The organism is Gammaproteobacteria bacterium (assembly GCA_016200485.1).
Lineage (GTDB): Bacteria > Pseudomonadota > Gammaproteobacteria > Tenderiales > Tenderiaceae > JACQEP01.
In genome coordinates, this window is the sequence record JACQEP010000025.1 from 69,045 (window position 1) to 92,867 (window position 23,823).

Sequence of the window (23,823 nt, forward strand, 5' to 3'; positions counted from 1 at the left end):
AGGTCCGCAGCCAGGCTACCACTGAACCCCACGCTCAGGCGGTCCTGACAACTCAGTATATAAAGGAGAAATTTTAGCATAGCCCCCACCCTCGTCGCACCTTATCTGGCGAGGTATTGAAACGTGCTAACCCCCCATCATTTTCCTCATCTTGGCGACATCCGGGGCCAAGACCACCCCCCGTTCGGTGACGATGGCATCGACCAGTGCCGCCGGAGTCACGTCAAAGGATGGATTCCAAGCCCGTACGCCTTGCGGCGCAATCCGCTGACCGACCAGTGACAACACCTCTTCCTCGGCCCGCTCCTCAATCGGGATCTGATCGCCGGAGCTCAAATTCATATCCACGGTAGTGGTAGGCGCCACGACCATGAACTTGACCCCATGATGGCGCGCAATCACCGCCAGCGAATAGGTGCCAATCTTGTTGGCCACATCGCCATTGGCAGCGATCCGGTCGGAACCGACGATCACCCACTTCACCTGCCCCTGGCGCATCAAGCTCGCTGCCGCGCTATCAGCAATCAAGGTAACCGGGATCTCGTCCTCGACCAACTCCCAGGCTGTCAGCCGTGCCCCCTGCAGCCAGGGCCGGGTTTCATCGGCATAGACATGCCTGATCTTGCCAGCGCCATAGGCGGCGCGAATTACGCCCAGAGCCGTTCCGAATCCCCCGGTCGCCAGTGAACCGGTATTGCAGTGTGTCAACACCACCGAATCAGACTTGATCAGCTCCGCACCCAAGGCGCCCATCCGGCGATTGGCGGCAATGTCTTCGTCATGGATACGGGTGGCTTCTTCCAATAAGGCCACGCCTGGATCCCCCTCAGGCAGAGTAGCGATGAAAACCTTCATCCGCTCCAGGGCCCAAAACAGATTCACTGCCGTCGGCCGTGATTGGGCCAGCGTTTGCAAGTCGGCTTCGATATCTTGTTTCCAGCTGCGTGGTGAAGCGACATAACGCGCCCGGCCCGCCAACACCATGCCATAGGCCGCCGTCACACCGATGGCAGGCGCACCGCGCACCACCATGTCACGAATCGCATTGGCGACACCCTCGACATCGCGCAAAGTGACCCATTGTTTGAGCATGGGCAATAGCCGCTGGTCGAGCAGTTTGAGCCCGGCCTCACTCCACTCCACGGCCCGGATTCGGTCGTGCAAAATTTGTTGGTCGCTCATTCCTATCCCTCCACGAAAAGTGCATGATACCGGCTTCCGGGGCTGACGCCAAAAGCTTGTTAAGCCCTCGCGCCGGAGCGCCGATAACCTAATTAAGATGTGCATATTCAGCGGGTAAGCGATGAACAGACGAATAGAGACGATGGCATTAGCCGGTTTCATAACGGCTTTGGCAGTGATGCCTGCTTGGGCAGCCGATCCTGCGCCCCCGCCTCCCATCCTGTCCACTAAAGACTTGTGGGGTGACCTGCCGCCGCCACCTCCCGAAACCATTATCGTTCCCGAGGCCGGGGCCACCCCTGCCAGCAAACTGGAATACGTTGCCTTGTCACCTATCTATTTTGAAAGCGGCAAGGCCACACTGACCCATGAAGGCCAACAGGCGCTCGATGCCGCCGTCACTTATATACGCAAACACAAAACCATCAAACGGTTATTAATTGAAGGCAACGCCGATTCTCGCGGCTCGGTGCGTTATAACGATCGTCTGTCTGACCGCCGCGCCGAAATTGTCCGCTCTTATCTCACCGTCAACGGCATCGATCCCAACATCATGGCCCCGATCGGCAAGGGCGAACACGTCCCGGCGGATCAAAACTGGAGTCGTGATGGTCAACGCCGTAACCGCCAGGTGGCGATTATTGCCGTGCAAAGGAATGAATCCGTTACCGCCCAGCAAGACTAAGTTCTCGGTCATCTTCCCCTGCTGCTCCAATATCCCGCTCAGGTTATACTGACCGGCAACTGAATATTTTTTGCCAAAGGACAGGCCATGGAGCAGATCGATACCCTTATTCATGCCCGCTGGATCATTCCCGTAGACCCGGAGGGTTGGGTATTGGAAAACCACAGCCTTGCCATCCGTGACGGCCGGATCTGCGCTCTTTTACCACACGGTCAAGCCCGTCAGACCTACCGCGCAGAAACCGAGATCACGCTCAACGAACACGCGCTAATCCCCGGCTTGATCAATGCCCATACCCACGTCGCGATGTCTCTGTTTCGTGGCCTGGCCGACGACCTGCCATTGATGGAATGGCTCAACAAACACATCTGGCCGGCTGAAGCGGCCTGGGTCGGCCCCGAGTTCGTGCGCGACGGCACACGATTGGCAATCGCCGAAATGCTGCGTGGCGGCATCACCTGTTTCAACGACATGTATTTTTTCCCGGACGAAACCGCACGCGTCGCCGCCGAATGTCACATGCGCGCCACTGTTGGCATGATCGTGATCGATTTCCCCACCGTCTGGGCCAGCAACGCCGACGAATACCTTTCCAAAGGTTTGCGCCTGCATGACGAATATCGCAATCATCCGCTGATCCGCACCGCATTTGCGCCACATGCGCCGTACACAGTTTCGAATGCGCCCTTGCAACGGATACAAACCCTGGCCGATGAACTCGATGTCCCGATTCACATGCACATCCATGAAACCGCCGATGAAATCAGCGGCGCGCTCGGCCAACATAACGAACGGCCACTGCAACGTCTGACTAAACTGGGCTTGGTTTCACCTCGATTACTCGGTGTGCACATGACACAACTCACGGATGACGAGATCGCGGCCTACGCCCAGGCAGGCGCTCATGTCATTCATTGTCCGGAATCGAATCTTAAACTCGCCAGTGGCTTTAGCCCGATTGCCAAGCTCATCAAGGCCGGTATCAACGTTGCCATTGGCACTGATGGCGCAGCCAGCAACAACGATCTCGACATGTTCGGCGAGATGCGTACTGCAGCGCTCATTGCCAAGGCCGTCGCTGGCGATGCTAGCGCTGTACCTGCTGCGACGGCCTTATGCATGGCCACGCTCAATGGTGCCCGCGCCCTGGGCATCGACGACGAAACCGGTTCTTTAACGCCCGGCAAGGCCGCCGATATCACCGCCGTGCATCTTGGTGGACTCGATAGCCAACCGATTTATCATCCACTCTCACAATTGGTGTATGCCAGCGGCCGTCATCAGGTAAGCGATGTCTGGATCGTTGGCAAGCAGATGGTGAAAGACGGTGTGCTGACCACCATCGACAATAACGAAATCCATCGCCGGGCGCAGGAATGGGGTAAAAAAATCGCCGACCGCGATAGCGGAAAAATCTAACGCGGAGACGCAAAGACGCAGAGAAAAAATGAAAATTAACCGCGAAGGACACAAAAGGGCACGAAGAAGACCATGTGAGATTTTCCCTCTTAATGATTCACAGTGTCGCTCTTGTTCGCAGTTACTAGATCTTCTCCGCGTCTTTGCGTCTCCGCGTTGGATTTTTGTCTCCACAATGAAGGATTAGTGCACATGACAACTCACGCCAGCAATGAAAAGCTCAACATCGATCAAAGCGAAGTCAATAAATTCGAAGCCGTCGCCTCGCGCTGGTGGGATCCGCACAGCGAATTCAAACCGCTGCATGACATTAATCCATTGCGACTTGAATATGTTGAACGTAACGCCGGCGTCAAGGGTCGCCGCATCGCCGACATCGGCTGCGGCGGCGGCATCCTCGCCGAAAGCATGGCCGCTCGCGGCGGCGATGTATTAGGCATCGACGCCGGTGGCGCACCGATCAGTGTTGCGCGTTTGCATGCCCTGGAATCCAACATCAAGGTGGAGTATCGCCAGTGCACCGCCGAACAATTGGCCGCCGAACAACCCGAATCTTTCGAAATCGTCACCTGCATGGAAATGCTCGAGCATGTCCCCGATCCCGCCTCGGTGGTGCAAGCCTGCGCGCGCTTGGTCAAACCCGGCGGCCATGTGTTTTTTTCTACGCTCAACCGGACACCGAAGTCTTACCTGTTTGCTGTCCTCGGCGCCGAATACGTGTTGCAGATGCTGCCCAAAGGTACCCACGACTATCGCAAATTCATCCGCCCGGCGGAACTCGAAGCCTGGGCTCGCCACGCCGGATTGACGTTCCAGAATCTGAGCGGCATGAGTTACAACCCGCTGACCCGTCACTACAGCCTGGGCGCTGGTGTTGACGTGAACTATCTGGTACACGCCACCAGATCAGCCACCTGATCCATTAGCAAATCCTGATTAATAAATAAGACTTTTGCCCCAAAAGCCGATAAGGCTTGAAATGGCCCAAAACAAGGAAAACTGTATTTTGCGCACGGTTTTATTCGACCTCGATGGAACGCTGGCCGATACCGCACCTGACCTGGCCTACGCGCTTAACGCCGTGCTCCAGGAAAACGGCCATCAGCCTTTGCCTTTTGACATTATTCGGCCCGTGGTTTCGCACGGCGGCACAGCTCTGATTCGGCTCGGTTTCCACATTGGACCGGATCATGCCGACTTCAACCGCCTGCGCGACCGGTTATTGGAAATCTATCGTGCCAACCTGGCTCGCCACACCCGCCTCTTTCCAGGAATGGAAGCGGTGTTGGACGAGATCGAGCAACGCGGCATGCGCTGGGGTGTGGTCACCAACAAACCGGCCTGGCTCACCGAGCCTTTGCTTGAAGCGCTTGAGCTTAGCCAACGCGCAGCGTGCATCGTCTCCGGCGACAGCACTGCCAAACGCAAACCCGATCCAGAACCCATGTTTTATGCCTGTCATCTTGCCGGCAGCCATGCGGCGGAATGCGTTTACATCGGCGATGCCGAACGCGACATCGAAGCCGGGCGCCGCGCCGGAATGCAAACCCTGGTCGCCATGTTCGGTTATGTCGGCATTGACGATCGCCCGGAACAATGGGGCGCCGATCACTTGATCAATGAACCGCTTGAGATACTCGCTTGGCTCAATAACCGCACGGGATAACAATCGCCATGAGTGAATCGATAGTCTTTGCCCTGATTGGATTGTGTACCATCATCGCCCTGGCCTTGGGCTATGTGGTCTCGCATCTGCGCAGCCGCAATCAGATTGATGAACTACGACAAAAATATTCCGATCTCAACATCAAACTGGATCAAGAGCGCACTTCCGCCACCGAAAAAATTGCCTCCATCGAAAAGATGCGCGGCGGGATTCAACAAACCTTATCCAACTTCGGCAGTCACGACAAAGCCGACGAAACCCTGGAAAACATCGGTCAACCCGGCTTTGTGCAATCACTACTCAAACCGTTGCAAATCACGCTTCAGAATGCCGATCAACAAATCCGTCGCATCGAGCGTGAGAGCGAACGCGCGCAGCAACTGGTCAACCAGCAATTGGAGATGCTCAAAGCACCGCAGCAACTGGGTCGCGGCAGTGCCAAGGAAATCGCCGCCGTGCTGGGCAATGCTGAAACTCGCCACCATTGGGGAATTAATACACTGAAGCGGTTATTAGAACTGACTTATATGACCGATCATTGTCGCAGTAATCCTGCCAATGAAGGAGCAAAACCTGCACCCTGCATCGTGGAAACCCCTAACGGCAAACTGATTGCCATCGACACCCATTCACCTCTGGAAGCCTACGCCAACGTCTGTGAAGCGCCTGATCCTTCGGTTCGCACCTGGCATATCGAAACCGTGGCCCGCAAATTGCGCGAACGGATTCTAGAAATCGGCAGTCACACTTATCAGAGCCAGTTCCAGGAGCCGCCTGAACTCACTATTTTGCTCGTCATCAACGATCACTACCTGGCCATTTCCCTGGAAAATGATCCCGACTTGCTCCAGGATGCCGCCAAGCAAAACATTGTCCTCGCCACACCGACCGACCTGCTTAATCTGTTACAGACCTTTTCCTTCGGCTGGCGGCAACAAGCCTTTTCCAGCGATGCGCAAAAACTGCGCACCACCGGCATTAATCTTTATAAACGTTTTGGTACCTTTACTAAACTGCTGGAGCAAGTCGGCAATCAGCTCAGCGGCGTCCTGATCAGCTATAACAAAGCCGTCAAATATTTCGAGACCCCGGAAAGCAGTGCTGACACAGAGGCAACGACCAGCGAGGACGACAATACTAAACCTCGTAAATCAGCCTGAAATTCGTTTTGGCCTCGCTTCAGCGGCCCCACTGCGGTATTCTTAGGGGCTACTATAATCAACGCTGCCCCATGAACCCCAATCAATATTGCCAGGAAGAGGCCGCCAAAAGCGGTTCCAGCTTTTATTACAGCTTTCTCTATTTGCCTCCAGAACAACGGCAGGCGATCATGGCTCTCTATGCTTTTTGCCGTGAGGTAGACGATATTGTCGATGACTGTGATGATGCCAATGTCGCCCGCATTAAACTTGAATGGTGGCGTCATGAAGTGGGGCAACTGTATCAAGGCCAGCCCCAACATCCGGTCACACAATCCCTGGCGACTGCGATCAAGCATTTCAACCTGCCACAGGAATATTTTCTTGAAATCATCGATGGCATGGAAATGGATCTGGAGCAATTCAGTTATCCCTCATTCAAGGAGCTGAACCTTTACTGTTACCGCGTTGCTGCAGTCGTTGGCTTACTGGCCGCTGAAATCTTTGGCTATGAAGACCGGCAAACACTCAAATATGCCCATGACCTAGGCATCGCCTTTCAGCTCATCAACATCATTCGCGATGTCGCCGAAGATAGCCACCGGGGCCGGATTTATATCCCACTCGATGAAATGGAACGTTTTGGCGTCAGCATCGACGACATCCTCCAGCGCCGCATGTCAAACAAAGTGCGCGACCTGATGGCGTTTCAAGCCCAGCGCGCCCGTCAATATTACGAAAAAGCGCTCGCAGAATTACCTGATGTTGACCGCTACCGTCAACGCAGCGGGCTGATCATGGCAGAGATTTATCTGGAAACACTGCAAGAAATCGAAAATGACGGTTTTCGGGTCGTCGATCGCCGCACCTCACTCACGCCGGTACGCAAATTATGGCTGGCCTGGAAGACATCGCGCCGCGAAAAAAAACGCCACCGCAAACTGGCGTGGAGAAAATAAAGACAATCCAACGCGGAGACGCAGAGTTGCAGAGAGAAGGAAAAACATTTAACCACGAAGGCTGCTAAGGAACATCAAGAAACCCGAGAAATAGATTGTTTTAAATTATAGTTTGAGTAGACCTTCCGCTCTATTGAATTGAATGCCTCTGTGACCTCCGTGGTTAACTTTTCCTCTGCGCCTTTGCGTCTCCGCGGTAGATCTTTTTACTCACTACACAAGGCATAAACTTCTTCCATGGAGGTTTTCCCTGCACGTGCCAGCGCCAAGGCATTTTCCCGCAAACTACGCATCCCGTTCACCTTGGCCACCGCCGCTATCTCACGCACCGGTCGGCCTTTAAGAATCAAATCCTGAATCTCCGCCGTCACGGGCAGCAACTCTGTCACTGCGGTACGTCCCTGATAACCGGTGTAATGGCACTTATAACAACCATCGCCCCGGAAAAATCGTTCCTGTGCACTCAGATTCAATACTTTACGCACATGCGGCTCGACGATCTCCTCTGCGCTGCACTCCGGGCAATTGAGCCGCACCAAACGCTGTGACATCACACCAAGTAAGGTCGAGCACAATAAATAAGGTTCGATGCCCATATCAACCAAGCGCACAACAGTCGATGGTGCATCATTGGTATGCAAGGTGCTGAATACCAGATGTCCGGTCAGCGCCGCCTTATTGGCAATATCCGCAGTTTCGGCATCACGAATCTCACCAATCATGATCACGTCCGGATCATGGCGCAGAAAATGTTTCAGTGCTTCGGCAAAGGTGTAACCTTTAACCAGACAAACCTGCACCTGTTCGGCGCCATCCATGTCATATTCAACCGGATCTTCCACCGTGAGGATATGCGGATTATTACGTTTGATCTCATTGAGAAGCGCATACAAGGTGGTGGATTTTCCCGAACCTGTCGGCCCTGCCACCAGAAACATACCGGTGGGTCTTGCCATCAAGCGCCGCAACATAGCCAAATCACTGTCACTTAATCCCAACTCATCCAGCGGCCGCAAACCCACGTCTTTATCGAGAATACGGATGACCACACTCTCGCCATGAATGGTGGGAATCACCGAAATCCGCAAATCAATCTGTTTACCGGCACGTATCAAACGCGCATGCCCATCTTGTGGCACCCGCCGTTCGGCGATATCCATCTGGCCAGTGATCTTCACTCGGCTGACCAACGCCGGCAGCAGATTGCATGACAACGTCCGCACCAGTAACATGTGTCCATCGACACGATAATAAACGCTGACTTTACTGCGCTCAGGGCGGATATTGATATCCGATGCCCCGCGCAACACGGCTTGCAGAACGATGGCATTGAGCAGGCGCACAATCGGTTTCTTCTGCGCCTCTTGTTCAATCAAATGAATGGATTCACTGCTCGGGATCGGGTCAGCGATCGGATCCATCTCCAGATCTTCCAGTGCCTCAAACTCTTCATGACGGCTGTAATACTTGCCCAGCGCGGTGGCAATATCATCCGCCGAGGCCATCACCACTTCGAGCTTGCGCTTGCTGCCGAAACGCAACGCCTCCACGGCCGCATGATCCAGCGGATTCATCATCGCCACCACCAAGGCACCATCAATCTCCGCCAGCGGCAAGACCCGATACTGCACCGCCACCTCTGGCAGAATGGCGGTCAACAAGTTTGGTGGGACCTCATAGTTTTCAAGCTTGACGTAGGGAATCGCCAGCTTGCGCGCCAAGGCGATATTGAGCTGCTCGGCAGTCACACGTCCGGCCTCGACTAAAACCTGCCCCAGATGGCGACGGCCAGTCAGAAACCGGCTCTGCGCCTGTAGCGCCTGATCGAGCTGGTCGTGGGTAATCAATTCCTCATCCAGCAACACCTCACCCAGTCGCCGATCCGGCATTCTTCTGTGCACGCTAAGCAAGACCCGCAGGTCCGCCGCTCCCTTTAAGACAAACTCCCTCATTTTCCCTCCCTGTCTCCACCCTATCACGGCCTGAATCCGCCGGAAAACCGGGCAAACCCTTGCCCCCAATGGCGCCAATACCTTGACAAACCCCCTACCTACCCTCAGATAGGGTTTTATAATCTATTGATTTTTAATAAACAGCTCGCTAAAATGCGGACTTGGCACGGGTTTCGCATTACCCTAAGCAGGAGGTCGACTATGACGACTGCAACGCTGGAAACCACTCAATTCAAACAGCCCCGCTATGACCGGCTGGGAAATCTTGCGCTCGCTTTGGCGCAGGAAGAATCCGCAGGCGGCCAAAAGGATCTTGAAAAAGCCCTGCGCATCTCGGGAATCCTGCAAACCAGTCTCGAAGTCAAAGATGTCATCGAGATTTTCGCGCATCAGATTTCACGCCTGATCAAGTACGATCATCTGCAATACATCAATGCCGATCATAACATTGACCAGCTCATTGGCACACCCGGCAGCAACGCCTACACTTATCGTTTGGTGGTATCCGGTCAGTCGCTAGGGGAAATCATTTTCAGCCGCGGCCGCAAATTCAGCCCCAAAGAAACCAACCTGGTCGAAACCCTGCTCTGTGGCCTGGTGTACCCCCTGCGTAATGCCCTGCTTTATCGCAAGGCGCTGGACACCGCTTACCGTGATCCGCTGACCGGCGCCCACAATCGCGCTGCCTGGATCTCCACCATCAACCGTGAAATTGGCCTTGCCCATCGTTACGGCACACCGCTGGCACTGCTGGCCCTGGATATCGATCACTTCAAGAAGATCAACGACACCTTCGGCCACACCATGGGTGATTGTGTCATCCGCGCCGTAGTTGAATCAGCAGCGGCTACCATTCGCAGTTCCGACATGGTATTCCGTTACGGTGGCGAAGAATTCCTGGTACTGCTCAGCAATACCAGCGTCGAGGGCGCTTCCTTGCTGGCAGAACGTTTGCGCCAAAAGATCGCAGACACCACTATCATTTGTGATGGCGTACATGTCTCTGCCACGGTCAGTATCGGGGTTTCCTATCGGGAAGTGAACGACACGCCTGAAACCCTGTTCGTCAAAGCCGACAAAGGTCTCTACATGGCCAAAAACAGTGGCCGCAATTCGGTCAAGCTCTATACCGGGGAAGCCCCCTAAGCCGTGAACTTGATCGGCCGATAACTTCCTTGTAAAAATCTCACCCAGGGAGGGTTATCGGCCATGATCCACCGTCTGCTTCTCATCGGCGCCTGTTTAATCTGCCTGGCACCTCCCAGTTATGCCGTTGATACCCCAAAGGCTACTGAAGAAAACACCCTGACTGTCGGCAGCATGCCTGCGCGCGGCATGACGATGCCCCAGGTCGAGCAATATTTCGGCGCTCCCCAGCAAAAAATCGATGCCGTCGGCCGCCCGCCCATCAGCCGCTGGGTGTACGAAGGATTTATCGTCTATTTTGAAGGCCAACACGTCATTCACGCCCTGGCTACTAGCGAAGCCTCCGAATAAGTATAATTCCTTCCTCGTTTTCCCCTGCGGCCGGATACAGCGCGCTGATAAAGGTTGCCACTGAGGATGATCTAATGCATTTACCCGCCGAATGGGCGCCACAAAGCGCCGTAATGCTCACTTGGCCCCACAGTCATAGCGACTGGCAGCCGTGGCTCAAGCGCGTCGAACCGGTATTTACCGAAATTGCCTACCAGGTCGCTAGGCGCCAGAAATTACTTATTTCGTGCTGGGATGATGAACACGCGGCCCATGTCCGCCGCTTGCTGATTAATCGCAAATCCACGGAAGAAAACCTGCGCCTGTTCATCGTACCCTCCAACGACACCTGGGCCCGCGATCATGGCCCGATTACTGTCCTGCAAGATGGAAAACCCATGCTGCTCGATTTCGGTTTCAACGGCTGGGGCAAAAAATACGATGCCAATTTCGACAATCAGATCACACGCCAGTTACATAAACTCGGCGCTTTTGGCGATACCAACATCGAAACTATCGACATGGTGCTTGAAGGCGGCAGCATCGATGTCGATGGCAAAGGCACTTTGCTCACCACCAAGCACTGTTTGTTGACCCCGACGCGCAATCCGCATTTAAGCCAACAGGATATCGAAAAGCGACTGCAGCGATGGCTGGGCGTCGATCACATTTTATGGCTGGAACATGGCCATCTCGCCGGCGATGACACCGACAGTCACGTCGATACCCTCGCCCGGTTTTGCGACGCACACACCATCTGTTATGTCAGTTGTGATGATCCGCAGGATGAACATTATGCCGATCTCAAGAAAATGGAGCAGGAACTGCAAAGTTTCCGCACTAAAACGGGTGAACCCTATCGTCTGGTACCGTTGCCTTGGCCCAAAGCCAAATACAACGAGGATGGCGCACGTTTACCGGCGACCTATGCCAATTTTCTGATCATCAATGGCGCCGTACTGCTACCCACTTATGGCGATGAAAAAGACATGCTCGCCTTTGCGCAACTCGCGGAATGCTTTCCCAACCACGAAATCATTTCCATCGATTGCGCGCCGCTGATCATGCAATATGGCAGTCTGCATTGCGTTACCATGCAAATTCCTGCTGACGTCGTAAAATAAGGGGCCTCGGCAATGACGCAGAAGAAACTAAAAATCGGTTTGGTACAGCGTGCATGCACCAGCGATCTAAAAGCAAACTTACAAGGCAACCTTGACGGCATCCGCCAGGCGGCCAAGCAAGGCGCGCAACTGGTACTGCTTCAAGAATTACATAACAGCCTTTATTTTTGCCAAACTGAAGACACGGCGCAATTTGATCTTGCCGAAACCATTCCTGGCCCCAGCACCGAAGCCATTGGCAAAGTGGCGGCTGAATGTGGCGTAGTCGTCGTCAGTTCACTATTTGAAAAACGCGCTGCCGGCCTTTATCACAACACCTCCGTTGTCTTCGAACGCGACGGCAAAATCGCCGGTCGTTATCGCAAGATGCACATCCAGGACGATCCTGGTTTTTATGAAAAATTTTATTTCACGCCTGGTGATCTTGGATTTGAACCGATTACCACTTCCGTCGGCAAACTCGGCGTCTTGGTATGCTGGGATCAATGGTATCCCGAAGCAGCGCGGCTGATGACGCTGGCTGGCGCTGAATTACTACTCTACCCCACCGCCATCGGCTGGGATCCGCGTGACAACAAAGATGAACAAAACCGCCAGCGCGATGCCTGGGTCACCATTCAACGTGCGCATGCCATCGCTAACGGCGTCCCAGTGATCGTCGCCAATCGCACCGGCCACGAGGCTGATCCTTCCGGCCACAGTAAGGGCATTCAATTTTGGGGCACTAGCTTCATCGCCGGGCCTCAAGGCGAAATCCTTGCCGAAGCATCTATCGATAACCCAGAGATTCTGGTCACAGAAGTCGATCTCGGCCGCAGCGAACAGGTACGCCGCATCTGGCCCTACCTGCGCGATCGCCGCATCGATGCCTACAGTGATCTCACTAAACGATATCGCGATTGATAAAAACGGCTAAAATGGATCTAGCCATCCCAATTTTTAATACATCGAGAAAAATATGATTGTCATTCTGCAACCCAACATCGACAAAATCGGCCAGGAATACGGCAACATCATGGCCTACCTGGCCAACCAGCCACGGATTCAGGTGCGAGTCCATGAAGAGACTGGCGCCCAGCAAGTACTTACCGAACTCTATTTAATTGGTGACACCAAGACCCTGAGTGCGGATGAGATCAAAAGCTTTCCCGGTGTCGAACGTGTGGTACGCGTATCGCAGGAATATCGCGTCCTTGGCCGTCACAAAGATGATACCCGCTCCACCCATTTTGAATACAAGGGTGTCAGATTCGGCCAGGACACGCTCAACATCTTCGCCGGCCTCTGCGCCGTCGATAATCCGACCCATGTTGAGTTGATGATGAAGGCGTTGCAGGAACACGGCCAGGTCTGCACTCGCATGGGCGCCTACAAACCACGCACCAATCCCTACGCCTTCCAGGGCCACGGCGCCAGCTGCCTGCCCTATGTTTTCGAATTGGCAGGCAAATACGGCATTAAGGTAATCGCGATGGAAGTTACCAGCGAACATCATGTCGAAGAGATTAAAGCGGCGCTCGAACAAACCGGCCATCCTACTGGCGTTATGTTACAAATCGGTACCCGCAACACTCAGAATTTCGAACTACTCAAGGTCGTCGGCCGGCAACAGGAAATGCCCGTGCTGCTCAAGCGCGGTTTCGGCATCACACTGGAAGAATCGCTCAATGCTGCTGAATATCTGGCCAGCGAAGGCAATCGCAAAGTGGTGTTTGGTTTGCGCGGCATGAAAACCAACATGGGTGATCCGCACCGCAACTTCGTCGACTTCGCCCATGTGCCGGTGGTCAAACGCCTCACCCGGATGCCAGTCTGTATTGATCCTTCACACTCGGTCGGCAACCGTGAACGTTCACCCGAAGGCATCCTCGATGTTTTCAACGTCACCGCGCAAGGCATCATCGCTGGCGCTAACATGGTATTGGTCGACTTTCACCCTGTGCCGAGCAAGGCCTTGGTCGATGGCCCACAAGCCCTGCTGATGGAAGAACTACCCAAGTTCCTGGAAGACTGCCGCATTGCGCGCGAGGCTTATGAGAAACGCTGCAAGCTGCTGGCGCCATTGAAGCTAACGACTTAGGCGGTCAAAACCTAACGCGGAGACGCAAAGACGCGGAGGAAAAAACGTCAATCCACGAATGACGATAAGAAACACTAAGAAAACCGAGAGATAAATATTGAATATCTTTGTGGTTAGTTTCCCTCTGCGTCTTTGCGTCTCCGCGTTGGATTTTTTCACTACACCGGCAGCAATTGAACTTTCACTTCATTGGCCCACAAGCGGCCAATAATCTCTTCTGCACTCACAACATCACCACTTGTCCACCATTGCACAGATGCATCGCCGTTAACTGGCGACAACAAATGATGTTCATCCAATTGCTGGCGCAAACGGCGCGCCACGGCGGCTCCGCTGTCGATAATCTGCACGTTGTCACCAATTATGCGAGCGATCTGCTGCCGCACCAGCGGGTAATGGGTACACCCCAGAATTAACGCATCTACCTCCGCTGCCAACAAGGGCACGAGATATTGCGCTAACAAACGGTTCAACGCCGCCGATTCAAAATCACCCTTTTCGATTTCCTCTACCAAGCCCGGACAAGGTTGACTCACAACCTGCACCTGGTCCGCATATTGTTTCACCAGCACATCAAACTTTTCACTCTTCAGCGTTCCTGCCGTTGCCAATACACCAATCCGGCCATTACGGCTGGCTAGTACCGCCGGTTTAACTGCTGGTTCCATGGCAATGATGGGGATAGCGTAACATGCCCGTAGCGCAGTCACCGCAGCCGCCGTTGCCGTATTACATGCCATCACAATCGCCTTTGCCCCACGACTGACTAGAAACTCAGTGCAGGCCATACTGCGTTGCACAATAAAATCCACACCCTTATCACCATAGGGGGCGTATTTCGAATCGGCGATATACAGCAAGGATTCATCCGGTAACAGCGCGTGGATTTCCCGAAGCACGGAAATTCCGCCAATCCCGGAATCAAATACCCCAACAGATGAAAAACGATTCATGTTGTTTAATACGCTTAATTCTGACTCTAAAGACACTGGCACAACGCGCTACCGGTAATATCTGAGACCAAGTGAGTAAAAAACCATGCCCATTTTACCTGAGCGATAGCATCCGATACAGCCATCCCACTTGCGACCGGCAACACCCCTGCGCTAAAGCCCCGACAATCTTGACCGATAAATTATACAGGCAGTTCAGACGGTTAGACTTCGTTTCTCTGGCTTTGCTCTAAATTCAGAACAAACGCCATTGAACACCAAACATGGGCATGAATCAGTTGCCTCGATCTCTCCCTGAAGCCAATCCCAGCCCATGACAACAGCTTTAGTTGTAATCAACAAGGAGAATAACAAATGAAAAGGCATTTTGTTTTAGTGACTTTAGCAGTTGCAACCGTGATGTCACTCTTGGCATCTTCTGTTGCTGAAGCTGTTCCCGCATTTGCACGGCAAATGGGCGTAAGCTGCAATACCTGCCACTTCGAACATTTTCCCATGCTGAATGCGTTTGGCCGCTCATTCAAGAGCAGCGGCTTTACCATGATCACAACGCCCTTGATCGAGTCAGATCATTTCTCCTTGCCGGCGAATCTAAATGCTGCGCTATTCAGCAACATCCGATATCAGAAATCAAATGGACCCCGTACCAGTAATCCCACCATCAGCACTTCGAATGATGGTGAATGGGTCATACCCGGAGAAACCTCCCTGTTTGTCGCCGGACGCGCCAGTGAAAATTTAGGAGTACTGTTAGAAGGTGATATTGGGGGGGCGGGTGCCGCCGCAGGCGCTGGTTTCTTAGCCAGTATCAAACTACCCATTGTCTTTCCCGCCAACAACACTTTAAATGTCGGCCTGGTACCGTTCAGCTCTGGCCTTGGCCCAGCATATGCCTTTGAACTACTCAATACCGGAGCCGTAGGCAATCATATCATGACGTTAATCCATCCAACCGAGGTATCGGCACAACAATATATTCAGGCCGGTGCTAAAACAACATTCAATGACTATGGTGGTGCTGCCGAGGGCGTCGGTTTCTTTGCCGTAACAAGCGACTACTTCATTACAGCTGCCAAGTGGCAACCAAACCACATCGCACTAAACCAAGATAATCCTGGCAGTGCGCAATCTAACTCCAGCTATCTTCGCGCCGCGTTCACACCGCAATTCGGAGGCTGGGATTTTGGATTGGGTGTTCAGTACTTCGGCGGGCAATCAGCTCTCGTCGACACCGCAGTAGCACCAGCAACACTGACCCCGGTACGCACCGAAGCACTTGCATTCGATGCCCAGGCTCAGGGCGTCGTCAACCGGATACCCATCGGCATCTATTTGAGCCATGCCAGTGCACCCGCGACTAATCCAGGGGAACTGCCAAATCTCTACAATCCCAACCCCAATAGCAAGACTGCGACATCCATCGCTACCGAGTGGGGCATCTTTGCCGGTGGCCGGGGAACACTGGAACTTGCTTATCGACGCGCCGACGACGGTGCCGCGACCAATAACACCGATAATGCATTGACGGTTGGACTTACTTACCTTATCTCACACAACATTCAATTTTCCATCCTTGATACCAAATACACTGGCAATGCGCATGACGGAAACATCTACACGCTACCGGCAACCGGTTCCGGCAACCGGCTAGTGTCGCTCAACCTAGCCGTTGGCTTCTAAGACATCGGACCGCATCTACCTACGCAGATGCGGTCCGATTTTGGTTGGCTATTTGCCCGCCATGTAAATCAAGCTTTAAGATCCCTGAGAATCCCCATCAATGCCTTACGCTCCGTTGGATCCTGGCTGGCATTGAGCCGCTGTTCGTAGTCGAGGATCAGGCGCACTTTCTCCTGTTCATCATGGGCAGGATTAGTGCTCTCACTCTTTTTCGGCAATATTGCCGCCAGTATCCGATCCAGAGTTTGAAACAAAAATTCAATGCTATACCCCGCCAGAAAACCCAAGGCCCCTTCTGAAATTTTAATGGTGGTATTCTCCGCCCCTGGTAATTGATTGACGAACAATACCACCATGCCGCCACTCAGAGTGCCCAGCACGAAACGGTTCCAGTGTTGAGGAATGCGCCCGATATCGAAATCGCGTGCCTTTAACCGCTGTTCCACCACCCGCAACAGATAGGCGCAGGTCCCCAGTGCGCCATAGGTAAACGGCACCAGGAAACCCAAATAATTCTGCAACCGCACCCAAAACAGATGCGCCTCAGTGATTTGTGCATCTGCGCCAAGATCAAAATAACTGACACGATACTGCAACATGGCGTAACCGAAGATCAATGCCCCCACCAGCAACGTCAACCCCCATAAACGCAACAAATGCCGGCCAATAGTAGACCGTAAATATCCCGACTCACGCACATCATCGGTCAGACGAATCGAATCGGGCGTCACTTCGCCGGTAATATTATTGACGTAATCATAACTCTGGATCAGCTCGGCAATATCCGCATCAGTCAAATCCTGAGCTGACATCTTGCGCTGAAGAATTACCAAACGTTCTAGTATTTTTGGATCAGAAAGAATCCCTGCATTAAGCGCATAGCAGCCCAGGAGCAACGCATCGTCAATAAAATGCCCCAGATGCGTCATCGATAATGGCTGCTGCTGAGGAACCTCAGCTTGATCCGCCGTTACCGTTGAAAAGACTCGCGCTGCTGTTTCCATACCCTCCTCCTTGGCTTAAAAATCCAGTATCGCGCATACTGCGCCGGGCCATCAAAACACACCCTTATAAAACTATAGAATAAGCGCTGTAAAATGCCAGCAGAACAAGCATAATAAATCACCCCGTCGCAAGCGGACGGAGTATTAAATCGTAGGGGCGGCTTCGCCGCGATAACGCCGCAAAGCTCCACCTGGCGGCGTTATCGCGGCGAAGCAAGCTGCGGGGAATTACACCCGCAGAGATTAAAGAGTCCTTACCTAAACCAAACACTCCGCATGCTCTTCGGATATCTGGTTAAACAGTAGCAAGGCATCTTCTGTCGTCACGCTGGCAGTTGCCAACCTAAGTTCCAAGGCGCGCAAGCGGGAGATGCACTTCACCGCAGCGTTGACCTTGCTCGAGATTTGCAGTGATTTATGAATGGTTCCGGCAATGGCGCCTAAGGCGGTAATCACTGCCACCAGCAAACATAGACCTTGCCAACCACCAAACGCGGGTAACGCCGCATCACCCCGCAGTGCCGTGCCACCGGCCAACACTGTGGCGATTGCACCGCAGATGATATTAAGCATCAGCAGCGGGGTGTCCCATAAGCTGAATCGTGACCGATAGCGTTCGGCCCGTGTCAGGGCCTCACGCACCAAGCTATTGAGATGGTCTGTTCGTAGTTCTTGCGCATGTTCCATTGCGTTAGTCCCTTCCCTATTAATCCGCTGTCCGATAACGTTACCTTCTCCCGGAGGGAAAGGAGAATTCGGTAACTTGCTGACTACTATAATTTACGCCGAAACCGGCAAACGATGAATCTCTGTTCTTTGTTAGCTGGCGTGATGTGCACGGGGGTGTGCGTTGCCTCAAGCACGAAATCTTCTCCCAATAATGCCTGCATCGCCTTGGCGTCATAACGCTTCACATCCAGGCCGCTGCATTTCTCCGGGCCATCAAGGGCGAAGGTGCCGATGATGACGTGGCCACCGGGCTTTAGGCTAGCGCGTAAATTTTTGACGTAAGCGGTACGATCTGTTTCTTCTGTTAGAAAATGCAATACGGCGCGATCATGCCAGACATCATAGGTTTGGTTTGGCAATGATGCCTGGGTGATATCCGCCTTGAGCCAGCGCACTTGGGCAGCTTTGTCACCTAATCGCTGCTTGGCTTTTTCCAGTGCTGTGGCTGAGATATCGAGCACGGTGAGATGTTGATAGCCCACTGCGAGCAGGTCATCGACCAGGGTTGCGGCACCACCACCGATATCAATAATGTGCGACCCTGGCATGGCCACTTCACGTATCAGGCGTAGCGATAATTCCAGATGCTGCGCGTACCAGCTGACCTCTGTGGTGGCTTTGGTTTGATAGACGGTTTCCCAGTGTTGTTGCCGATTCATTTTACTATTTCCTGCTTCAAATGTTATGGTGTGCTTCGCAGGGCCTGCCCCGCGAAGCACTTTGGGTACGCCCGGATGGGCTAACCCACCCTCCATTTATTCGGCTACCGACCCCGCAAAAACAATTTATCGAGTTCGGTCATACTCAATGGCACCCACGTCGGCCGTCCATGATTGCATTGGCCACCGCGTTCGGTGCGCTCCATGTCGCGTAATAGTCCATTCATTTCCGGTACGGTCAGCTTGCGTTGGGCGCGCACGGAACCGTGACAGGCGATGGTACCCAGGATTTCATTGATGTGTTCTTTTACCCGTGTACTGTCGCCGGTACTGTTGAGATCGGTCAGCACATCTGCCACCAGGCGTTTGGCTTCTGAATGGCACAACATGGCAGGGACGGCACGGATCAATAAGGTCTCTGGCCCCACGGTATCAATTTCAAACCCGAGTTCTTTCAGAAAATCGGCATGGCGTTCGGCCAATGCGGCTTCACGTGGCGTGATGGCCATGGATTCTGGCACCAACAATGGTTGCATGCGAATGCCTTCACCTTCCCATGATTGCTTCATGCGTTCATAGGTGATGCGCTCGTGGGCGGCATGCATATCGACCAGTACTAATCCCGTTGCATTTTGCGCCAGGATATAAATGCCATGCAGTTGTGCCAGTGCGTAACCCAACGGTGGCGCTTCGGTTTCAGTTTCCGGCATCGAAAGCATTGCAACATCTGCCTCTGACTGATGCAGGCGACCGTAATCGGCGAGTTGTTCGCGCACTGCGAGTGCAAAATTGGCTTGGGTGGGCATGGGCGCTTGCGGCGCGCGGGGTGTTGTAAAGATGGGCGCTGTTTCCCGCTCCGCAGTAATCGGTGCTGCCGCAGTCGGACGTGTCTCGGCCAGCGCCCGATGCAGACTGCGAAACAGAAAATCATGCACCAAACGGCCTTCACGAAAGCGCACTTCATGCTTGGTGGGGTGGACGTTGACATCGACCTCGCTCGGCGGCAAATCCAAAAACAGAACAAACGCCGGATGGCGTCCGTGGAACAACACATCCTGAAACGCCTGGCGCACGGCATGGGCGATGATTTTATCTCTCACCATGCGACCGTTGACGTAGAAATACTGCATGTCGGCCTGACCGCGGGCAATGGCGGGCAACCCGACCCAGCCCCACAGCCGCATGTCATTGGCTTCGAATTCAATCTCCAGTGCATTATCGAGAAAGGCATTGCCGCAGATGGCGGCTACACGGCGGCGACGTGCGGTTTCATCGTCGCCTGCACGCCATTGCTGTACGTCGCGCTGGTTATGGCGCAATACAATGCCAACATCGAATCGACTCAATCCGATGCGACGCACCACTTCTTCGAGGTGATCGAATTCGGTACGCTCACTGCGCAGGAATTTACGCCGCGCCGGGGTATTGAAAAACAAATCACGGACTTCAACGGTCGTGCCTTGTGGATGCGCGGCGGGTTTTGGCGCTGGCGATATGTCTCCGCCATCAATGCTGTACAGCCAGGCTTGATCTTGATCGCGATAACGCGAAGTCAGGCGCAGCCGCGATACGGAACCGATACTCGGTAATGCTTCGCCACGAAAGCCGAGACTTTTGACTTGGGTTAAATCTTCAAAGCTTTGAATCTTGCTGGTGGCATGACGGCTGATGGCCAGCGCCAGATCATCGGCATGGATGCCGCAACCGTCATCGCGTATTCGAATCAGCGCGGTGCCACCACGTTCGATATCAATCTCGATCTGACTGGCACCGGCATCGAGGCTGTTCTCGATCAGTTCTTTGACGACGGACGATGGCCGCTCGACCACCTCGCCGGCCGCGATCTGGTTCGCCAAATGGGTAGAAAGCAGTTGAATACGCATAGAGGATGACCGTCGATTTATCGATCACCCATTATACGAAATTGGGCCCGCCTAGGCGGACAAATCAGGAACCGCTGGTCACATTGCGCGGGATATGCAGGACTTGGCCGGCACGGACTGCGTCACCATGCAGCTTGTTGACGGCACGTAAGCTCTTGACGCTGATATTGTACTGCTCGGCAATGGCGGCCAGGGTATCACCCTGTTTGATGATATGTTCACGCGCGGCGAAGTGCGTCCCCGGCGGCGGGTAATCCTTGAAATAACTACGGATGCCATCCAGGATCGCCTCGGCCAGCTGCTGCTGATACTCAGGAGACTTCAGGTTCTTTTCTTCGGTAGGGTTTGAAATGAAGGCCGTTTCGACCAACATCGACGGGACATCCGGCGACTTCAGGACCACAAAGCCCGCCTGCTCCACCCGGCGGCGGCGAATCTTGCCCAGATCATCCAACCCCTTGAGTACGCGGCCCGCGGCATCCAGGCTGGCCTCGATGGTGGCGCTTTGCGACAAGTCCAGCAACACTGAGGCCAGCATTGCGTCCTTGTCGTCCAGACTCACACCGCCCACCAAGTCGGCGGCGTTTTCACGATTGGCCAGCAAATGCGCGGCCTCTGTGGTCGCGCCTTTCTGCGATAAGGTGTAGACCGACGCACCTTGTGCACGCTTATCAGGGAAGGAATCTGCGTGAATGGAGATGAAGATATCCGCGTTGGCGGCACGCGCCTTGTCCATGCGGTTGCGCAAGGTGACGAAATAATCGCCGTCTCGGGTCAATACCGGCCGCATGCCCTTTTCTTTGACAACCAATGCTTCCAGACGCTTAGCAACCGCTAGCACCACTTCTTTTTCATAAGTGCCGCTATCGCCGATGGCACCGGGATCAACACCACCATGGCCGGCATCAATCGCCACCACAATATCGCGCAACGGCGCAGTGGCGAAGACTTCTTTCTCTGTCACAACAGGGGCTTGTTTCGCTGGTTCTTGTTTCACTGGCGCAGCAGGTTCAGGTACCAGTAACGCAGTCTTGGCAATCACGGGAACGGGAACCGATTTGGCCGCGACAGGGGCCATCTTTTTCGTTTCTTCAACATTGGTGAATTCGATTACCAGCCGGTGCCCGTCGTTACCGGCAGGCGGCAATAAATAGGCACGGGCCTTAACAGTACTTTGCGCCAGATCCACCACTAGCCGCAGATCGCGGTCATTACGCGGCGCAGTGCGCACGCCTTTGATCGGGGTACCATTGAAATCGACTACGGATTTTTTACCGGTGCGTTGCACATCCACCAGATCGACCACAAACCGGTCGGGCTCATTCAGGGTGAAAAATTTGAATTGAGGCGCACCACTTAAATCGAGGACGAGATTGATCCGCCCCGGCTCCTGCCCCAGGCGCATGGTTTCAAATTTCACCACCTCGCCCGCTGACGCTGTCGTGGCCATGAAAAAAACAAAAATCCAGAGAATGCGTCGCATGCCCTAGCTCCCTAATCCTTTTGGCTGTCTTTCTATCGCTCTGGCATGCATTTTTCTCATATTTTCCAGAAAGATACAAGACTTAGTTAATCTACAGTCAAGAATTCCCTCGTTCCTCTTTGTTTTTCGGCCCCAACCGTAAATTCTTTAGAGGCAAGATTGCAGGGGCGATTCATAAATCGTCCCTACCACTGGCCGCTAAAGCTTGCTAACAGCTTTCTGACCAACGTCACTGCAGGGGGTGATTTCCACGTATCTGCCACCTTTATCAGCATAGTCCAGACGCAGTTCCAAATCCGCGACCGGGAGCACACCTTGGCCACGTTGTGGCCATTCCACCAGCAGAATCGAGGGGTTAACCAACCAGTCCCGCAGGCCGAGGAACTCCAGCTCCTCGGGATCGACTAGCCGGTAAAGGTCCAGGTGATAGATCTCGGCTGTCGGCAGCTCGTATTGCTCGACCAGGGTGTAAGTCGGGCTGCGCACGGCGCCCTGCCAGCCCAAGGCCCGGAGGAAGCCCCGCACCAGGGTCGTTTTACCTGTCCCTAACTCACCGATCAGATATACAACACACGGCCTCGCACAAGCATGGGCCAGCGCGGCGCCGAAGGACTGCATCGCCTCGTCATCGCTTATTAGCAGCGTTTTTGAATCTTGCTCGGACATACCGCCTATTTTACGGCTTAAACCAAAAAAAAGCCCCGCCAAGGGAAGGCGGGGCAAGCAACGTTCCAGAGAGGGAGAACGTTTTAGGGATTATGGATTTGGTTGCTTCGCGCTGCTATCCAGATTATCTGAATGATTTTCGATGGTCTTGGGCTTGTAACCTGTCACCATCGCCCGCACCAGATTTTCACGATGGACAAAGCTTTCGAAGGCGACGCCCAGCAAGTGGATAAAGACCAGGAACAAGGTGAAGTTGGCAAAAAATTCATGCACTTCTTTTATCAAGCTGTCCTTTTCGTGTTTGTAGCTCTTTGTGCCTGCAACACTACTACCAGCAGCTTCCTCATCACCATCGTTATCCGCCCAGGCAACGGCCATCAGTCCCGAAGAATACTTAAGCTGCTCATACTTGACCGGCTGGCTGCGGGTATCTTTCATGGCACCCAACGGACCTTTACCTTCATCTACGCCATAGGTCACCAATCCGGTCAAGGTGGTGGCAAACAGGCTGAAGATCAAAGCAATCACCATCAAGCCGCCGACTGGATTGTGACCCATGTAACGCTTGGCACGACCGCTTAAGGTGTCGCCGGCATACGCCACCGCCTCGCGCGGACTGCGCACAAAATCGGCAAAGCGAGAATGTTGCGAGCCAACAAACCCCCACACCAGCCGAAATATGAGTAACGTGATAATCGCATAGCCTGACCAGGCATGAAGCGGGGTTTCTTCTTCACCGCTTAGATAAGAAAAAGTGAAGAACGCCACTAAGGCCCAGTGGAAAATACGTACCGGTAAATCCCAGATTTTAACGCTGTGTTGAGTTTCCATAAGTCACCTCTCTGACCATTGAACTGGGTTCAGATTAGCAATAGCGGTTAAATCCAGACTTAATGGAAGATAAATTGAAGATTAAATTACCCGCCGCAAGCGGCTAAATGTAAGGGGCGGGTTTCAAACCCGCCCCTTGTATGATCGATTTTAATGAAAATGTTGTTGAGGAGGTTAAGTAAGATTACACGCTTCACCGGGAAGGCCGTCCGCTCCTGAGGACTGGTTTTTAACCAGAGCCTGTGCTGTAGAT

22 protein-coding genes are annotated in these 23,823 nt (G+C 53.6%); 12 read left to right on the forward strand and 10 right to left on the reverse strand.

What is annotated here, in order from left to right; all coding sequences use genetic code 11:
- Window positions 1–126: 126 nt before the first annotated feature.
- On the reverse strand, window positions 127–1,182 hold the full coding sequence (gene mtnA / locus HY272_14625) for an S-methyl-5-thioribose-1-phosphate isomerase (protein MBI3773917.1): 1,056 nt from the start codon (window positions 1,180–1,182) through the stop codon (window positions 127–129).
- Window positions 1,183–1,303: 121 nt separating this feature from the next.
- Here mtnA and HY272_14630 point away from each other — a divergent pair, with 121 nt between their 5' ends.
- The 6 genes from HY272_14630 (at window position 1,304) to hpnD (ending at window position 7,050) form a co-directional block, all read left to right on the forward strand.
- Window positions 1,304–1,867 carry an OmpA family protein gene (locus HY272_14630; GenBank protein MBI3773918.1) on the forward strand — a complete coding sequence of 188 codons (564 nt, stop codon included), beginning with the start codon at window positions 1,304–1,306 and terminating at the stop codon, window positions 1,865–1,867.
- Between the two features lie 87 nt (window positions 1,868–1,954).
- Complete coding sequence (locus HY272_14635) at window positions 1,955–3,286, forward strand: TRZ/ATZ family hydrolase (GenBank protein ID MBI3773919.1); 1,332 nt, start codon at window positions 1,955–1,957, stop codon at window positions 3,284–3,286.
- Window positions 3,287–3,478: 192 nt separating this feature from the next.
- On the forward strand, window positions 3,479–4,204 hold the full coding sequence (gene ubiG, locus HY272_14640) for a bifunctional 2-polyprenyl-6-hydroxyphenol methylase/3-demethylubiquinol 3-O-methyltransferase UbiG (protein ID MBI3773920.1): 726 nt from the start codon (window positions 3,479–3,481) through the stop codon (window positions 4,202–4,204).
- A gap of 61 nt (window positions 4,205–4,265) precedes the next feature.
- Complete coding sequence (locus HY272_14645) at window positions 4,266–4,952, forward strand: HAD-IA family hydrolase (protein MBI3773921.1); 687 nt, start codon at window positions 4,266–4,268, stop codon at window positions 4,950–4,952.
- An 8-nt stretch (window positions 4,953–4,960) separates the two neighbouring features.
- Window positions 4,961–6,112 carry a DNA recombination protein RmuC gene (locus tag HY272_14650; protein MBI3773922.1) on the forward strand — a complete coding sequence of 384 codons (1,152 nt, stop codon included), beginning with the start codon at window positions 4,961–4,963 and terminating at the stop codon, window positions 6,110–6,112.
- 71 nt (window positions 6,113–6,183) lie between these two features.
- On the forward strand, window positions 6,184–7,050 hold the full coding sequence (gene hpnD, locus HY272_14655; GenBank protein ID MBI3773923.1) for a presqualene diphosphate synthase HpnD: 867 nt from the start codon (window positions 6,184–6,186) through the stop codon (window positions 7,048–7,050).
- A gap of 206 nt (window positions 7,051–7,256) precedes the next feature.
- Here the strand turns inward: hpnD and HY272_14660 are convergent, their stop codons facing one another.
- Entirely contained in the window at window positions 7,257–9,002 is a 1,746-nt protein-coding gene (locus tag HY272_14660) for a type II/IV secretion system protein (protein ID MBI3773924.1), read from the reverse strand.
- Between the two features lie 201 nt (window positions 9,003–9,203).
- On the opposite strand from HY272_14660, the gene HY272_14665 reads away from it, so the two are divergent.
- The 5 genes from HY272_14665 to HY272_14685 all read left to right on the forward strand — a co-directional run bounded on the left by HY272_14665 (window position 9,204) and on the right by HY272_14685 (window position 13,682).
- A complete protein-coding gene (locus HY272_14665; GenBank protein ID MBI3773925.1) occupies window positions 9,204–10,148 on the forward strand; it encodes a GGDEF domain-containing protein in 945 nt (314 codons plus the stop codon).
- A 63-nt stretch (window positions 10,149–10,211) separates the two neighbouring features.
- Window positions 10,212–10,499, forward strand: a complete 288-nt coding sequence (locus HY272_14670; protein MBI3773926.1) for a hypothetical protein — start codon at window positions 10,212–10,214, stop codon at window positions 10,497–10,499.
- 74 nt (window positions 10,500–10,573) lie between these two features.
- A complete protein-coding gene (locus tag HY272_14675) occupies window positions 10,574–11,602 on the forward strand; it encodes an agmatine deiminase family protein (protein MBI3773927.1) in 1,029 nt (342 codons plus the stop codon).
- A 12-nt stretch (window positions 11,603–11,614) separates the two neighbouring features.
- Window positions 11,615–12,505 carry a carbon-nitrogen hydrolase gene (locus HY272_14680; GenBank protein MBI3773928.1) on the forward strand — a complete coding sequence of 297 codons (891 nt, stop codon included), beginning with the start codon at window positions 11,615–11,617 and terminating at the stop codon, window positions 12,503–12,505.
- 55 nt (window positions 12,506–12,560) lie between these two features.
- Entirely contained in the window at window positions 12,561–13,682 is a 1,122-nt protein-coding gene (locus HY272_14685; GenBank protein MBI3773929.1) for a 3-deoxy-7-phosphoheptulonate synthase, read from the forward strand.
- A 158-nt stretch (window positions 13,683–13,840) separates the two neighbouring features.
- On the opposite strand, the gene HY272_14690 is transcribed toward HY272_14685, so the two are convergent.
- Window positions 13,841–14,635 (reverse strand): glutamate racemase, encoded by a 795-nt coding sequence (locus tag HY272_14690; GenBank protein ID MBI3773930.1) that lies wholly within the window; start codon window positions 14,633–14,635, stop codon window positions 13,841–13,843.
- A gap of 354 nt (window positions 14,636–14,989) precedes the next feature.
- Here HY272_14690 and HY272_14695 point away from each other — a divergent pair, with 354 nt between their 5' ends.
- Window positions 14,990–16,315, forward strand: a complete 1,326-nt coding sequence (locus tag HY272_14695) for a hypothetical protein (protein MBI3773931.1) — start codon at window positions 14,990–14,992, stop codon at window positions 16,313–16,315.
- Between the two features lie 68 nt (window positions 16,316–16,383).
- Here HY272_14695 and HY272_14700 read toward each other — a convergent pair whose 3' ends face one another.
- From HY272_14700 to HY272_14730, 7 genes are all read right to left on the reverse strand, one after another.
- On the reverse strand, window positions 16,384–17,319 hold the full coding sequence (locus HY272_14700) for a hypothetical protein (GenBank protein MBI3773932.1): 936 nt from the start codon (window positions 17,317–17,319) through the stop codon (window positions 16,384–16,386).
- Between the two features lie 258 nt (window positions 17,320–17,577).
- On the reverse strand, window positions 17,578–18,006 hold the full coding sequence (locus HY272_14705; protein ID MBI3773933.1) for a hypothetical protein: 429 nt from the start codon (window positions 18,004–18,006) through the stop codon (window positions 17,578–17,580).
- Window positions 18,007–18,092: 86 nt separating this feature from the next.
- A complete protein-coding gene (locus tag HY272_14710) occupies window positions 18,093–18,707 on the reverse strand; it encodes a class I SAM-dependent methyltransferase (protein ID MBI3773934.1) in 615 nt (204 codons plus the stop codon).
- Between the two features lie 104 nt (window positions 18,708–18,811).
- Window positions 18,812–20,590 carry a DNA mismatch repair endonuclease MutL gene (gene mutL / locus HY272_14715; protein MBI3773935.1) on the reverse strand — a complete coding sequence of 593 codons (1,779 nt, stop codon included), beginning with the start codon at window positions 20,588–20,590 and terminating at the stop codon, window positions 18,812–18,814.
- Window positions 20,591–20,654: 64 nt separating this feature from the next.
- Window positions 20,655–22,040 carry an N-acetylmuramoyl-L-alanine amidase gene (locus tag HY272_14720; GenBank protein MBI3773936.1) on the reverse strand — a complete coding sequence of 462 codons (1,386 nt, stop codon included), beginning with the start codon at window positions 22,038–22,040 and terminating at the stop codon, window positions 20,655–20,657.
- 231 nt (window positions 22,041–22,271) lie between these two features.
- The gene (tsaE, locus tag HY272_14725; protein ID MBI3773937.1) at window positions 22,272–22,739 is read right to left on the reverse strand and encodes a tRNA (adenosine(37)-N6)-threonylcarbamoyltransferase complex ATPase subunit type 1 TsaE; all 468 of its coding nucleotides are present in this window, start codon (window positions 22,737–22,739) and stop codon (window positions 22,272–22,274) included.
- Window positions 22,740–22,829: 90 nt separating this feature from the next.
- Window positions 22,830–23,570 carry a cytochrome b/b6 domain-containing protein gene (locus tag HY272_14730; protein ID MBI3773938.1) on the reverse strand — a complete coding sequence of 247 codons (741 nt, stop codon included), beginning with the start codon at window positions 23,568–23,570 and terminating at the stop codon, window positions 22,830–22,832.
- Window positions 23,571–23,823 lie beyond the last annotated feature (253 nt).